We start from the raw sequence: 14,259 nt of genomic DNA on the forward strand, positions 1-14,259 counted from the left end.
CCATCACTTAGGGTAATCACACCACAAGGGGGTGACGTAAATTGCACAAGCTGAAACTACACGGCTTCAACAACCTGACGAAAAGCCTGAGTTTTTGTATCTACGATATCTGTTACACCAAAACGGCCGACGATCGCGATGGTTATATCGCCTATATCGACGAACAATATAACGCTAACCGTTTAACAGAAATCCTCACTGAAACCTGCTCAATTATCGGTGCCAACGTCCTTAACATCGCGCGTCAGGACTACGATCCACAAGGCGCCAGCGTGACCATTCTGGTCAGCGAAGAGCCCATCGATCCACGTGACGTGGATACCTCAGAACATCCGGGGCCGTTGCCTCATTCTGTTGTTGCGCACCTGGATAAAAGCCACATCTGTGTTCATACCTACCCAGAAAGCCACCCAGAAGGCGGGCTTTGTACCTTCCGTGCGGATATCGAAGTCTCTACCTGTGGCGTAATTTCGCCGCTGAAGGCGCTGAACTACCTCATCCACCAGCTTGAATCCGATATTGTGACCATCGACTATCGTGTGCGGGGATTTACCCGTGATGTCAACGGCATAAAACATTTCATCGATCATCAGATCAATTCGGTTCAGAACTTCATGTCCGAGGATATGAAAGCGCTCTATCACATGATGGATGTGAACGTGTATCAGGAAAATATCTTCCATACCAAGATGCTATTGAAAGACTTCGACCTGAAACACTACCTGTTCAACGTCAGCCCCGAAGAACTCAGCACTGCTGAACGGAAAAGAATCACCGATCTGCTGTATCACGAAATGCAGGAAATCTATTATGGCAGAAACCTGCCAGTTCTGTAATTGACGGCCTCAGACAGCGATGCTGCACCAGATATTGGTAAGCTTGTTTGCACAACGAAAACGGTGGTAATGGAATAGAAGAGTAAAGCGTTTGCGCCAGGGATGGCGCAAGCCGAGCTTACAGGGAGGTACTTGCAGCGTCTTTACGATCTATCCATTACCACCGCTCGACGCACTTTGTCGGCAATCTTAGGTAACATTTCCATTTCCCCAACTCTCCTTTTTGTTTTTTAGCACACTATTTCGTCAAAAATGATGCGCATCACATTTATTTATTTCTACATTTTTTACTTGCATTCTCTCCCAGCCTTGCTGCATCTGGGTTTGCGTCAATTGGTATAAGGTCAACTAAAAATCATATATCTTGTGTGGTTGAAATTTAAAATACCTACATCTAGTATTCTTTGTGTAGCGCTCGCGTAACGGGTCGCTACACAGTGGATCGGTTCGGGTGCACATGCCCTGAAGATAGCCGCTCCGACATACTTCTTTCACGCCAAAGGGTAAATACGAATCATGCGTATTACTATTTTCACTAAGCCAGATTGTGTTCAATGCAACGCCACATGCCGTGCGCTGGACAAGCAAGGAATTAACTATCAACTGGTGGACTTAACTGAAGATGAACAGGCGTTACAGCAGGTAAGAGCGTTGGGCTATCAACAGGTACCCGTCGTGATGACGGCCGACGATCATTGGAGCGGCTTCCGCCCGGATAAGATCAGTACTCTGAACGCCGCCCTGCAATTGCAGTAAGGGGGGCAATATGAACCCGCTGGTCTATTTCTCCAGCCAGTCGGAAAACACGCATCGCTTCATTTCTCGGGTTGGCTTGCCAGCCCTGAGAATCCCGATAGCGACAGAACAGCCTGCATTGAAAGTTGATCGCCCCTATATTCTGGTTGTCCCCAGCTACGGCGGAGGCAGCACGAAAGGCGCTGTGCCGCGTCAGGTCATCATCTTTCTCAACGATCCACACAATCGCGCTTACTTGCGTGGCGTGATTGCCGCAGGCAATACCAATTTCGGTGCAGCGTACTGCATCGCTGGCGACATCATTGCGCAGAAATGTCAGGTGCCTTACCTGTACCGCTTTGAATTGCTCGGCACGGCAGAAGACGTTGCAAATGTGCGTAAGGGAGTAACTGAATTTTGGCAACAACAGACCATGTGAGTGCAAAGGCAACCAAAGCCGAAGCGGATGCCCACTCGCTCGATTACCATACACTCGACTACCATGCGCTGAACGCGATGCTCAACCTCTACGACGCAGAGGGGAATATCCAGTTCGAGATGGATAAGCTCGCGGCACGCCGTTATTTCCTGCAGCATGTGAACCAGAACACCGTGTTCTTCCACAATCTGGAAGAAAAGCTGCGTTATCTAGTGGAAGAAGGCTACTACGAAGCGGACGTGCTGGATCAGTATCATTTCGATTTCATCAAAAGCCTTTTCCAGCAGGCTTACGCTCACAAGTTCCGCTTTCAAACCTTTCTGGGTGCGTTCAAATACTACACCGGCTATACGCTGAAAACCTTTGATGGCAAACGCTATCTGGAGCGCTACGAAGATCGCGTCTGCCTTGTGGCGCTGACCCTCGCTAAAGGGGATACCGCACTCGCTAGCGCACTGGTCGATGAGATCATTAGCGGGCGCTTCCAGCCTGCCACCCCCACGTTCCTCAATTGCGGTAAAAAGCAGCGCGGCGAGCTGGTCTCCTGCTTCCTGCTGCGCATTGAAGACAATATGGAATCGATTGGTCGCGCGATTAACTCCGCGCTTCAGCTCTCAAAACGCGGCGGCGGCGTGGCCTTCATGCTCAGCAACATCCGCGAAACCGGCGCGCCGATCAAACGCATCGAAAACCAATCGTCCGGCATCATCCCGATCATGAAAATGCTGGAGGATGCGTTCTCCTACGCCAACCAGCTTGGTGCGCGTCAGGGCGCAGGGGCGGTCTACCTCAATGCGCATCACCCAGATATTCTGCGTTTTCTGGATACCAAGCGGGAAAATGCCGATGAGAAAATCCGCATCAAGACGCTGTCTTTAGGTGTGGTCATCCCCGATATCACGTTCCAGCTCGCGAAGAATAATCAGGTGATGTACCTGTTCTCACCTTATGATGTCGAGCAGGTTTATGGCGTGCCGCTGTCGGAAATTAGCGTCACCGAAAAATACCACGAGATGGTAAACGACAAGCGCATCCGTAAATCCCAAATTAAGGCACGCGAATTCTTCCAGATCCTCGCCGAAATCCAGTTCGAGTCCGGTTATCCCTACATGATGTTTGAGGATACGGTGAATCGCGCGAACCCGATTCACGGCCGTATCAATATGAGTAACCTGTGCTCTGAGATTTTGCAGGTCAACGAGGCCAGCCTGTACGACGACGATCTTGGCTACAGCCACATTGGTAAAGACATTTCCTGTAACCTCGGATCGATGAATATCGCCAACGCAATGGCCTCGCCCGATTTCGGCCAGACGGTTGAAATGGCGATCCGCGCGCTGACCGCCGTTTCCGATATGAGCCACATCAGCTCCGTGCCATCTATCGAAAAAGGCAACGATCAATCGCATGCAATTGGTTTAGGTCAGATGAACCTGCACGGCTATCTGGCGAAAGAGCGGATTTTTTACGGTACAGAAGAAGCCGTCGATTTCACCAATATCTATTTCTACACCGTCGCTTTCCACGCAATTCGGGCATCGAATGCGTTAGCGATAGAGCGGGACCAGCGCTTCTCAGGCTTTGAACTCTCAAAATACGCCACAGGTGAGTATTTTGATAAGTACATCGAGCAAATCTGGGAACCCACAACGGCACGCGCACGTGAGCTGTTTGAACAATCTGGCATCCACATTCCCACTCAGCAGGACTGGGCGGCACTGCGCGAATCTGTCATTGCGCACGGCATTTACAACCAGAACTTGCAGGCGGTTCCTCCGACCGGTTCGATTTCATATATCAACCACTCGACGTCCAGCATCCACCCAATTGTGTCACGTATCGAAATTCGTAAAGAGGGCAAGATTGGTCGCGTCTACTACCCTGCCCCTTACATGAACAATGACAATCTGGAGTATTACCAGGATGCCTATGAAATCGGGCCGCAGAAGATTATCGACACCTATGCCGCCGCCACGCAGCACGTCGATCAAGGACTGTCGTTGACGCTGTTTTTCCGCGATACCGCCACCACGCGCGACATCAATAAAGCGCAGATCTACGCCTGGACCAAAGGCATTAAGACTATTTATTACATTCGCATACGGCAGATGGCGCTGGAAGGCACCGAAGTTCAGGGCTGTGTGTCCTGTGCGCTATAAGCCATCGCGGAAGGAAATCGAAGCATGACCGCACTCACTCGCGTCCAGGCGATTAACTGGAACAAAATTGAAGACGACAAAGATTTGGAAGTCTGGAATCGGCTGACGTCTAACTTCTGGCTGCCTGAAAAAGTGCCGCTTTCTAACGATATTCCGTCGTGGAGTACGCTGAATGCCCGCGAGCGTCAGTTGACGATCCGCGTGTTCACCGGCCTAACGCTGTTAGATACCATCCAAAATACGCTAGGCGCGCCGACGCTCATGCCCGATGCGGTGACACCGCATGAAGAAGCCGTGCTGTCTAACATAAGCTTTATGGAAGCGGTGCATGCCCGCTCATACAGCTCTATTTTCTCGACGCTGTGTCTAACCAGCGAAGTTGATGATGCGTATCGCTGGAGCGAAGAGAATACAGCGCTACAGAAGAAGTCCGACATTATTCTGTCGCACTACCGCAGTGACGATCCGCTGATGAAGAAAGTCGCCAGTGTGTTTCTGGAGTCGTTCCTGTTCTACTCTGGCTTCTACCTGCCGATGTACTGGTCAAGCCGTGCCAAATTGACCAACACGGCGGATTTGATCCGGCTTATCATCCGCGACGAAGCGGTACACGGCTACTATATTGGCTACAAATTCCAGCGTGGATTGGCAAAGGCCGATCCTGCTCGTCAGCAGCAGGTGAAAAATTTCGCCTACGATCTGCTACAGGATTTGTATGACAATGAGGTGTTGTATACGCAGGAGCTCTATGACGACGTCGGTTGGACGGAAGACGTGAAGAAATTCCTCCACTACAACGCGAACAAAGCGCTGATGAATCTGGGTTATGAAGCGTTGTTCCCCGCCAGCATGACGGATGTGAATCCCGCGATTCTCTCAGCGCTATCGCCAAACGCTGATGAAAACCACGACTTCTTCTCTGGCTCAGGTTCATCTTATGTGATCGGTAAAGCCGTCAACACCGAAGACGAAGACTGGGACTTCTAAAAAAACGGCCACCGCGTTCTGGGTGGCCATATTTTTTCTACAGCCCTTTTGCTACAGAGCCAGAAATGAAAAAACCCTGAATCATTGCTGATTCAGGGCTTTCATATAAGTGGCGGAACGGACGGGGCTCGAACCCGCGACCCCCTGCGTGACAGGCAGGTATTCTAACCAACTGAACTACCGCTCCACTCGTGCTCACTGAGCGGGATGAATACTAAGATGATGGCACTATTACGTCAATGCTTTTTATAACTAACCGTTTCTGTTTGCTTATAATTTCATCTTACTGACTATTCTCTCACCCGCAGTGCGATCAATCGATTCTTTTTACTGCGCAAAGGACGATATTACGGCGGTGCTATTCAGCCCGCCACAGGCAACTACCGCCTTTTTTAGCAATCAGATCCAGACGTTGTTCATGCGCTAACAGCTCTGCCTCATCAGCGTAAAGCACCTTTAACGCCGATTGAGGGCGGACGATTCTCTGGATCGTTTCGGTATTATCACTCTTCTGCTGCGCTTCACCTTCCATCGAAAAAGTCAGAGAAGTTTGACCGCCAGTCATCGCCAGATAAACTTCTGCCAAAATCTCGGCATCGAGCAATGCGCCGTGCAGCGTACGCTTACTGTTATCTATCAGGTAGCGATCGCAGAGTGCATCCAAACTGTTACGCTTGCCGGGAAAGATCTTCCGCGCCATCAACAGGCTATCAGTGATCTTACAGAACGTTTCGGTCTTGGGTATATCACGATTCAGCAATCGGAATTCGTAATCCATAAAGCCGATGTCAAACGTCGCGTTATGAATGACTAACTCCGCGCCACGGATAAAATCGAGGAAGTCATCCACGACATCCGCATACGTCGGTTTATCAGCCAGAAACTCATCGCTGATACCATGTATGTTATAGGCTTCTGGATCCACTAAACGATCGGGTTTGATGTAGACATGGAAATGACGACCAGTCAGGCGCCGGTTAATCACTTCGACCGCACCGATCTCGATAATTTTATGCCCTTCGTAGTGAACCCCCAGCTTATTCATACCGGTGGTTTCTGTATCCAGGACGATTTGTCGCGTAATTTCAGTGCTCATCGTTTTCGTTTTATGTCAGACTTGCCGTTTTTACCATAAGGGAGAGTCTACCAGAGATGCGCAAACAGGTAGAAATTTTCACCGACGGATCTTGCCTCGGTAATCCCGGCCCCGGTGGCTATGGCGCCCTGCTGCGCTACAAACAGCACGAAAAAGCGTTAAGTGCAGGCTATCGTCTTACGACGAACAACAGAATGGAGCTGATGGCTGCGATTGCAGCGCTTGAAACGCTGACTACCGCGTGCGATGTGGTGCTCTGCACTGACAGCCAATATGTTCGTCAGGGGATAACCAGCTGGATTCATAACTGGAAAAAGCGTGGTTGGAAAACTGCCGATAAAAAACCGGTCAAAAACGTCGATCTCTGGCAAAAACTGGATGCCGCGATTCAACACCACTCCGTGCGCTGGGAATGGGTAAAAGGGCACGCCGGGCATCCGGAAAACGAGCGCTGTGATGAACTCGCGCGCGCTGCCGCAAGTGCACCAACGCTTGAAGACACCGGCTATCAGGCTGAGTAACTCACCGTAGGCGTTCGCCTCATCTCCGATATATCTTTGTTGCGCCCACCGTGCGGCGCACTGGTGCTTTACGCAACCTCGCTCTCATTGGGGTAAATGTCAGTGGAATTGTGCGCTTTCGGGCAATAATCAGCGTCAGACACCCCAGCATCGGAATATGTTTATTCAACTTCCCTTTGTTTCTTCGCCATGGCGTAACGTGAAAATGGGTCTGATGGATAACCTCATAGTTCAATAGCCCCAGCCAGTCCGTAATACGCATTTGAGTAAACATACGGCTGCAATAAGGGTGTTTCTTATTGAGTCTGGGGATCAGTTTGCCAAGGCCAACCAGACTGATCGGATTAAACGAGCTCAATATTAGCCAACCATCGTCGATCAAGACGCGGTCAACCTCCCGCAGAATACGATGCGGGTCCGGTGAATAAGACAGCGTTTGAGCGAGCAGGCAGGCATCAATCGACTTTTCAGAGAAAGGTAATTGATGAGCATCTGCAATAACCTGAAGATTATCACCGTGTGGGGCAACATTAACCTGATGCGCAATTGCGCACTCTGTTATGTGGATTTCCGCGCTCAGCGCCCCTACCTTGATAAGATGAAAACCAAAGAGTTTTGGCCACCATGGCAGCAAGGCCTGTTCAAGCGACTCGCGATAAAATTGCCCGCAGGTGATATCATCCCATGAATCAGGTGCAACAATGGTCTGAGGGATTTGTGCCGATTTCATCTTCTGTTCTCGTCCTCAGGCTACTAGCAAAAAGAGGTGATGAATGAATCTTATCAGTATCCCTGCACTTCAGGACAACTACATTTGGTTATTAAGCAATAAAGAAAACCGCTGTGTGATCGTCGATCCCGGTGAGGCAACTCCGGTGCTTAATGCGCTCGATCAACACTCACTTTTCCCCGAAGCAATTTTGCTCACTCACCACCATAATGATCATGTCGGAGGCGTCAGTGAACTCCTCAAGCATTACCCCAACCTGCCTGTTTTTGGCCCAAAAGAAACCGCTAAGTGCGGCGCAACCTACTTGGTAGAGGAGGGAAATACCGTCTCTTTGTTAAATTCGGAATTTTCTGTAATTGAGGTGCCGGGGCACACATCTGGTCATATTGCCTACTATAATGCGCCATTTTTATTCTGTGGCGACACGCTTTTTTCAGCAGGATGCGGACGTATTTTTGAAGGTACACCAAAACAAATGTATGAATCCATTCAAAAAATATCACAGTTCCCTGATAACACAGTGGTGTGCTGTGCTCATGAATACACACTCTCAAACTTAAAATTTTCTAATGCTATTTGGCCTGAAGATCCAGAAATTGAATCTTATCTCCATAAAATCAGTCAGATACGAGAAAAATCACAGTCTAGTTTGCCTACATCGCTGGGTCTGGAGAGGAGAATTAACCTATTCCTTCGCTGCCATGAAATTGATTTAAAAAGGAAATTATCAAAAGAACCTGAAAATATAGAGAATTGGCAAGTTTTTGAGATGCTACGCAGCAAGAAAGACTGCTTTTGAAGGTTTAGGTTGTGCTATTCCTCTAACCAAAGTATCCTTGCTCGTCTTTTAAGCAACTATTGACCAACATATGAAGGCTAAAGCGATGATTATCGCCTCAGTCTTGCTGGCGGGTTGTCAGGTCTCACCACATGACACCTCGCAACCCAAACAGCATGCACAGAGTTTGTCTTCGGCAAGTCAAAGTGAAGCAGGAAAGTACACAGATGGTCGAGAGGCCTCTGCGCGATGGCTAGATGACGATAGCCTCACGCAGCGAGATCTGTGGAACTTCATTGGCGACGAGCTGAAGATGGAGGTTCCGGAAAACGCCCGGATCCGCGAACAAAAAATGCGTTATTTGAAGAATAAGAGCTATCTCCACGATGTAACATTACGGGCAGAGCCGTACATGTACTGGATAGTCGAGCAGATTAAGCAACGTAAAATGCCGATGGAACTGGTACTGCTACCCATAGTGGAGAGCGCTTTTGATCCAAGTGCCACATCATCCGCCAATGCCGCAGGGCTATGGCAGATTATCCCTGGCACAGGACGTAATTATGGTTTGAAACAGAACCAGTGGTACGACGGACGTCGCGATGTGATTGCGTCTACAACGGCTGCGCTGGATATGATGCAACGGCTTAACACAATGTTTGATGGCGACTGGTTATTGACCGTTGCTGCATATAATAGTGGTGAAGGCCGTGTCATGCAGGCGATGAAGGCGAATAAAGCGAAAGGGAAATCAACCAACTTCTGGGCACTGGCGTTACCGCGTGAAACGTCAATCTATGTCCCCAAAATGCTGGCCTTGAGCGATATTCTTAAAAACAGCAAGAAGTATGGCGTAAGTCTACCGCAGCCCAATGAAAGCCGCGCATTAGCAAAGGTTGAATTGGGTCAGCAGATAGAATTGACACAAGCGGCTGAGATGGCTGGACTGTCGTTGAATAAGCTGAAGAGCTATAACTCGGGCTATAAACGTAATGTTACCGCACCAAATGGGCCACATTACATCATGGTTCCTAAAGCTCACGTCGAGCAGTTGAAAGATTCACTGGCTGATGGTGACATCGCAGCGATTCAACCGACACGCTTAGCGGAAACGCAGCCAACGCCAGCATCACTGCAGTATAAAGTACGCTCAGGTGATACTTTATCAGCCATTGCGGCACGGCTTAATGTCAGCACGAAAGATTTGCAGAGTTGGAACAATCTGCGTAGCGCTGGTGCGCTCAAGGTTGGTCAAACGTTGCAAGTTGCCAAAGCGTCAGGCAATAGCAGCTCTATCACCTATCAAGTTCGGAAGGGTGATTCGCTGGCAAGCATTGCTAAACGCCATGGCGTAAATATCGCTGATGTGATGCGCTGGAATACAGTGATCAACAAGAATGCCAACATTCAGCCAGGTGATCGTCTGACGCTTTATGTTAGCAGCAACATAAAACCTGATTCTTAACGTCATATCAGGATATCAGTAATGAGAAACAGCCCTCCTACAGATGTAGAGGGCTGTTTTTTTATAGCGATTAACTCAGGCTAAATTCAACGAGTAGTGGGTTGTGGTCTGAGGCCTGAGTCACCAATACAGAAGACTGGTTAACGGTCAGCTCACGGTAAAAGACGAAATCTAGTGGTCGACCAAACGCCTTGCGCCGTTGGTCATCAACGAAATATACCTCCTGCAACCCCATCCTTGTCGCAAACCGATTAAGTGCATTGATACGCTGCTGGCTCCATGCATTAAAATCTCCAGCCATAATAGCCGGCCCCTGATGATGTACGAGTTGTTCCCCAATCGCAGCCAACTGCTTGGTATAAACTTCAACACCAAAGCTAAAGTTAACCGCATGGATATTGATAACCATCAGTCTTTGGCCATTCTGAAGCGCGTAGACCGTCACCAAAGAGGACTTAGCCAAACGCAGCAGGGGCTCCCTTTCACGTAAAGGGCAGCAATATACTGGCTGGGCTGCTGATAGCGTCATTACACCGGATGGATGTTGCGGGAGGATAATGGCGGGGACCTGATCGGCTGAGAGGTAGTTGGTGGTTGCAAAACGGATGAGCTCTGGCGTACTTTGCGCTTCCTGCAACAGGACTAGCTGGGTACCTTTACCGAAATTTTGCAACACGGAAAGCCAGTTCATTCGTTGCTGCTTAAAAATATTCCACACCATTACGCGTAAAACATCCCCCTCCAGCAACAATGAGCCTGTCGGTAGCACTTGCCCCGTATAATGCATTTCCCCGGGAGGAAAGATACGTTCAGCTGGTTGGCCAGCAACATACCTCATTGCATAGGTTCTTTTCCGCACGCCTAATCCACTATCAGTTTCAATACTCTAAATACCCTATCAAAAAAGAGCACTCTTCTGTTATAAGAATTTTACCGCAGACTTGCAATGTACGCTCGGCGATAGGATAGGAAAAAATGAAGTGATCGGCAAAAAAAAGGAAGAGACGGATTCATCTAAAAAATTCTAATATTCAAATATGCAAAAAGCCCTAAGCGTTAGCTTAGGGCTTTTTGCATAATAAGTGGCGGAACGGACGGGGCTCGAACCCGCGACCCCCTGCGTGACAGGCAGGTATTCTAACCAACTGAACTACCGCTCCACCGAATTTCTCTACAACCACCAGATCGCTCCGGCTTACTGCTTAATTTGATGCCTGGCAGTTCCCTACTCTCACATGGGGAAGCCCCACACTACCATCGGCGCTACGGCGTTTCACTTCTGAGTTCGGCATGGGGTCAGGTGGGACCACCGCGCTATCGCCGCCAGGCAAATTCTGTTTCATTCCAACCGTCATGCTTCGCTTTCGCTCTCGCACAACCATCAGAACCAATCCTAAAACAAGCTGATTATCAAAATCTCTCTGAGTCACTCTCAAAACACCTTCGGTGTTGTAAGGTTAAGCCTCTCGGGTCATTAGTACTGGTTAGCTCAACGTATCGCTACGCTTACACACCCAGCCTATCTACGTCGTAGTCTTCAACGGCCCTTCAGGGGTATCAAGTACCCAGGGAAGACTCATCTCGAGGCAAGTTTCCCGCTTAGATGCTTTCAGCGGTTATCTCTTCCGCACTTAGCTACCGGGCAATGCAATTGGCATCACAACCCGAACACCAGTGGTGCGTTCACTCCGGTCCTCTCGTACTAGGAGCAACCCCTCTCAATCTTCCAACGCCCACGGCAGATAGGGACCGAACTGTCTCACGACGTTCTAAACCCAGCTCGCGTACCACTTTAAATGGCGAACAGCCATACCCTTGGGACCTACTTCAGCCCCAGGATGTGATGAGCCGACATCGAGGTGCCAAACACCGCCGTCGATATGAACTCTTGGGCGGTATCAGCCTGTTATCCCCGGAGTACCTTTTATCCGTTGAGCGATGGCCCTTCCATTCAGAACCACCGGATCACTAAGACCTGCTTTCGCACCTGCTCGAGCTGTCACTCTCGCAGTCAAGCTAGCTTATGCCTTTGCACTAACCTCCTGATGTCCGACCAGGATTAGCTAACCTTCGTGCTCCTCCGTTACGCTTTGGGAGGAGACCGCCCCAGTCAAACTACCCACCAGACACTGTCCGCAACCCGGATCACGGGCCCACGTTAGAACATCAAACATTAAAGGGTGGTATTTCAAGGTTGGCTCCACGCAGACTGGCGTCCACGCTTCAAAGCCTCCCACCTATCCTACACATCAAGGCTCAAGGTTCAGTGTCAAGCTATAGTAAAGGTTCACGGGGTCTTTCCGTCTTGCCGCGGGTACACTGCATCTTCACAGCGAGTTCAATTTCACTGAGTCTCGGGTGGAGACAGCCTGGCCATCATTACGCCATTCGTGCAGGTCGGAACTTACCCGACAAGGAATTTCGCTACCTTAGGACCGTTATAGTTACGGCCGCCGTTTACCGGGGCTTCGATCAAGAGCTTCGCCTTGCGGCTGACCCCATCAATTAACCTTCCGGCACCGGGCAGGCGTCACACCGTATACGTCCACTTTCGTGTTTGCACAGTGCTGTGTTTTTATTAAACAGTTGCAGCCAGCTGGTATCTTCGACTGATTTCAGCTCCGTGAGCAAGTCACTTCACCTACCATCAGCGTGCCTTCTCCCGAAGTTACGGCACCATTTTGCCTAGTTCCTTCACCCGAGTTCTCTCAAGCGCCTGAGTATTCTCTACCTGACCACCTGTGTCGGTTTGGGGTACGATTTGATGTTACCTGGAGCTTAGAGGCTTTTCCTGGAAGCGTAGCATTGGTTACTTCATCACCGTAGTGACTCGTCATCACGCCTCAGTGTTAATGACGACCCGGATTTACCAAAGTCATCCACCTTCACGCTTAAACCGGGACAACCGTCGCCCGGATAACCTAGCTTTCTCCGTCCCCCCTTCGCAGTAACACCGAGTACAGGAATATTAACCTGTTTCCCATCGACTACGCTTTTCAGCCTCGCCTTAGGGGTCGACTCACCCTGCCCCGATTAACGTTGGACAGGAACCCTTGGTCTTCCGGCGTGCGGGTTTTTCACCCGCATTATCGTTACTTATGTCAGCATTCGCACTTCTGATACCTCCAGCAACCCTCACAGGCCACCTTCGACGGCTTACAGAACGCTCCCCTACCCAACAACACCTGAGTGTCGCTGCCGCAGCTTCGGTGCATGGTTTAGCCCCGTTACATCTTCCGCGCAGGCCGACTCGACCAGTGAGCTATTACGCTTTCTTTAAATGATGGCTGCTTCTAAGCCAACATCCTGGCTGTCTGTGCCTTCCCACATCGTTTCCCACTTAACCATGACTTTGGGACCTTAGCTGGCGGTCTGGGTTGTTTCCCTCTTCACGACGAACGTTAGCACCCGCCGTGTGTCTCCCGTGATAACATTCTTCGGTATTCGTAGTTTGCATCGGGTTGGTAAGTCGGGATGACCCCCTAGCCGAAACAGTGCTCTACCCCCGAAGATGAATTCACGAGGCGCTACCTAAATAGCTTTCGGGGAGAACCAGCTATCTCCCGGTTTGATTGGCCTTTCACCCCCAGCCACAAGTCATCCGCTAATTTTTCAACATTAGTCGGTTCGGTCCTCCAGTTAGTGTTACCCAACCTTCAACCTGCCCATGGCTAGATCACCGGGTTTCGGGTCTATACCCTGCAACTTAACGCCCAGTTAAGACTCGGTTTCCCTGCGGCTCCCCTATACGGTTAACCTTGCTACAGAATATAAGTCGCTGACCCATTATACAAAAGGTACGCAGTCACCCTGATTAATCAAGGCTCCCACTGCTTGTACGTACACGGTTTCAGGTTCTATTTCACTCCCCTCGCCGGGGTTCTTTTCGCCTTTCCCTCACGGTACTGGTTCACTATCGGTCAGTCAGGAGTATTTAGCCTTGGAGGATGGTCCCCCCATATTCAGACAGGATGTCACGTGTCCCGCCCTACTCATCGAACTCACAATTTGTGCATTTTTGTGTACGGGACTATCACCCTTTACTGTGCGACTTTCCAGACGCTTCCACTAACACACAAACTGATTCAGGTTCTGGGCTCCTCCCCGTTCGCTCGCCGCTACTAGGGGAATCTCGGTTGATTTCTTTTCCTCGGGGTACTGAGATGTTTCAGTTCCCCCGGTTCGCCTCATTACGCTATGTATTCACGTAATGATAGTGTGTCGAAACACACTGGGTTTCCCCATTCGGGTATCGTCGGGTATAACGCTTCATATCAGCTTACCGACGCTTATCGCAGATTAGCACGCCCTTCATCGCCTCTGACTGCCTAGGCATCCACCGTGTACGCTTAGTCGCTTAACCTCACAACCCGAAGGTGTCTTAAAGACATCATCGCGCTGCGATTATTTGAGAGACTCATTGACACACTGATACACCATTCATACCCGCAGGTACCAATGCATGTTCAGCTGTCATGTTTCAATTTTCAGCTTGTTCCAGATTGTTAAAGAG

Annotated in this window: 10 protein-coding genes, 2 tRNA genes, 2 rRNA genes and 1 pseudogene; 8 read left to right on the plus strand and 7 right to left on the minus strand. The window is 49.8% G+C overall.

Going from position 1 to position 14,259, the window contains the following annotated elements; genetic code table 11:
• Positions 1-41 precede the first annotated feature (41 nt).
• The 5 genes from speD to nrdF all read left to right on the plus strand — a co-directional run bounded on the left by speD (position 42) and on the right by nrdF (position 5,156).
• Entirely contained in the window at positions 42-836 is a 795-nt protein-coding gene (gene speD, locus EIP93_RS16680) for an adenosylmethionine decarboxylase (RefSeq protein WP_125232994.1), read from the plus strand.
• 516 nt (positions 837-1,352) lie between these two features.
• Complete coding sequence (gene nrdH / locus EIP93_RS16685; RefSeq protein ID WP_014916295.1) at positions 1,353-1,592, plus strand: glutaredoxin-like protein NrdH; 240 nt, start codon at positions 1,353-1,355, stop codon at positions 1,590-1,592.
• A gap of 10 nt (positions 1,593-1,602) precedes the next feature.
• Positions 1,603-2,010 (plus strand): class Ib ribonucleoside-diphosphate reductase assembly flavoprotein NrdI, encoded by a 408-nt coding sequence (gene nrdI, locus EIP93_RS16690; RefSeq protein WP_103862601.1) that lies wholly within the window; start codon positions 1,603-1,605, stop codon positions 2,008-2,010.
• Positions 2,007-4,169 (plus strand): class 1b ribonucleoside-diphosphate reductase subunit alpha, encoded by a 2,163-nt coding sequence (gene nrdE / locus EIP93_RS16695; RefSeq protein WP_161973265.1) that lies wholly within the window; start codon positions 2,007-2,009, stop codon positions 4,167-4,169. The genes nrdI and nrdE overlap by 4 nt, the downstream gene beginning before the upstream one ends.
• Positions 4,170-4,193: 24 nt before the next feature.
• Positions 4,194-5,156: a class 1b ribonucleoside-diphosphate reductase subunit beta gene (gene nrdF / locus EIP93_RS16700; protein WP_103862603.1), complete on the plus strand. Its 963-nt coding sequence runs from the start codon at positions 4,194-4,196 to the stop codon at positions 5,154-5,156.
• Positions 5,157-5,266: 110 nt separating this feature from the next.
• Here nrdF and EIP93_RS16705 read toward each other — a convergent pair.
• Together EIP93_RS16705 and dnaQ are read right to left on the minus strand one after the other, a co-directional pair.
• Positions 5,267-5,343 (minus strand) — tRNA-Asp (locus tag EIP93_RS16705).
• Between the two features lie 171 nt (positions 5,344-5,514).
• A complete protein-coding gene (gene dnaQ / locus EIP93_RS16710; RefSeq protein WP_103862604.1) occupies positions 5,515-6,252 on the minus strand; it encodes a DNA polymerase III subunit epsilon in 738 nt (245 codons plus the stop codon).
• Here dnaQ and rnhA point away from each other — a divergent pair.
• A pseudogene (rnhA, locus tag EIP93_RS16715) lies at positions 6,206-6,773 on the plus strand (ribonuclease HI). The gene dnaQ and the pseudogene rnhA overlap by 47 nt on opposite strands.
• Positions 6,774-6,792: 19 nt before the next feature.
• On the opposite strand, the gene EIP93_RS16720 reads toward rnhA, so the two are convergent.
• A complete protein-coding gene (locus EIP93_RS16720; protein ID WP_103862605.1) occupies positions 6,793-7,503 on the minus strand; it encodes a class I SAM-dependent methyltransferase in 711 nt (236 codons plus the stop codon).
• A gap of 43 nt (positions 7,504-7,546) precedes the next feature.
• Between EIP93_RS16720 and gloB the strand changes: the two genes are divergently transcribed.
• Together gloB and mltD are read left to right on the plus strand one after the other, a co-directional pair.
• Positions 7,547-8,302: a hydroxyacylglutathione hydrolase gene (gene gloB / locus EIP93_RS16725; protein WP_125232995.1), complete on the plus strand. Its 756-nt coding sequence runs from the start codon at positions 7,547-7,549 to the stop codon at positions 8,300-8,302.
• Positions 8,303-8,372: 70 nt separating this feature from the next.
• Positions 8,373-9,746, plus strand: coding sequence for a murein transglycosylase D (mltD, locus tag EIP93_RS16730; RefSeq protein WP_103862607.1), 1,374 nt, complete (start codon positions 8,373-8,375; stop codon positions 9,744-9,746).
• A gap of 70 nt (positions 9,747-9,816) precedes the next feature.
• On the opposite strand, the gene EIP93_RS16735 is transcribed toward mltD, so the two are convergent.
• From EIP93_RS16735 to EIP93_RS16750, 4 genes are all read right to left on the minus strand, one after another.
• Positions 9,817-10,605: an endonuclease/exonuclease/phosphatase family protein gene (locus EIP93_RS16735; RefSeq protein WP_103971454.1), complete on the minus strand. Its 789-nt coding sequence runs from the start codon at positions 10,603-10,605 to the stop codon at positions 9,817-9,819.
• A 224-nt stretch (positions 10,606-10,829) separates the two neighbouring features.
• Positions 10,830-10,906: transfer RNA gene (locus EIP93_RS16740), tRNA-Asp, on the minus strand.
• Positions 10,907-10,958: 52 nt separating this feature from the next.
• Positions 10,959-11,074, minus strand: a 5S ribosomal RNA gene (rrf, locus tag EIP93_RS16745).
• 125 nt (positions 11,075-11,199) lie between these two features.
• A 23S ribosomal RNA gene (locus EIP93_RS16750) occupies positions 11,200-14,109 on the minus strand.
• Positions 14,110-14,259: the final 150 nt, after the last annotated feature.

The sequence above is a fragment of the Pectobacterium versatile genome (assembly GCF_003932035.1).
In the GTDB taxonomy this organism is placed as follows: domain Bacteria; phylum Pseudomonadota; class Gammaproteobacteria; order Enterobacterales; family Enterobacteriaceae; genus Pectobacterium; species Pectobacterium versatile.

What these genes read in the sequence shown, in the direction of transcription:
- mltD (WP_103862607.1), top strand. Translation starts at nt 8,373, where the DNA reads ATGAAGGCTAAAGCGATGATTATCGCCTCAGTCTTGCTGGCGGGTTGT.
- dnaQ (WP_103862604.1), bottom strand. Translation starts at nt 6,252, where the DNA reads ATGAGCACTGAAATTACGCGACAAATCGTCCTGGATACAGAAACCACC.
- EIP93_RS16720 (WP_103862605.1), bottom strand. Translation starts at nt 7,503, where the DNA reads ATGAAATCGGCACAAATCCCTCAGACCATTGTTGCACCTGATTCATGG.
- nrdF (WP_103862603.1), top strand. Translation starts at nt 4,194, where the DNA reads ATGACCGCACTCACTCGCGTCCAGGCGATTAACTGGAACAAAATTGAA.
- nrdH (WP_014916295.1), top strand. Translation starts at nt 1,353, where the DNA reads ATGCGTATTACTATTTTCACTAAGCCAGATTGTGTTCAATGCAACGCC.
- gloB (WP_125232995.1), top strand. Translation starts at nt 7,547, where the DNA reads ATGAATCTTATCAGTATCCCTGCACTTCAGGACAACTACATTTGGTTA.
- nrdI (WP_103862601.1), top strand. Translation starts at nt 1,603, where the DNA reads ATGAACCCGCTGGTCTATTTCTCCAGCCAGTCGGAAAACACGCATCGC.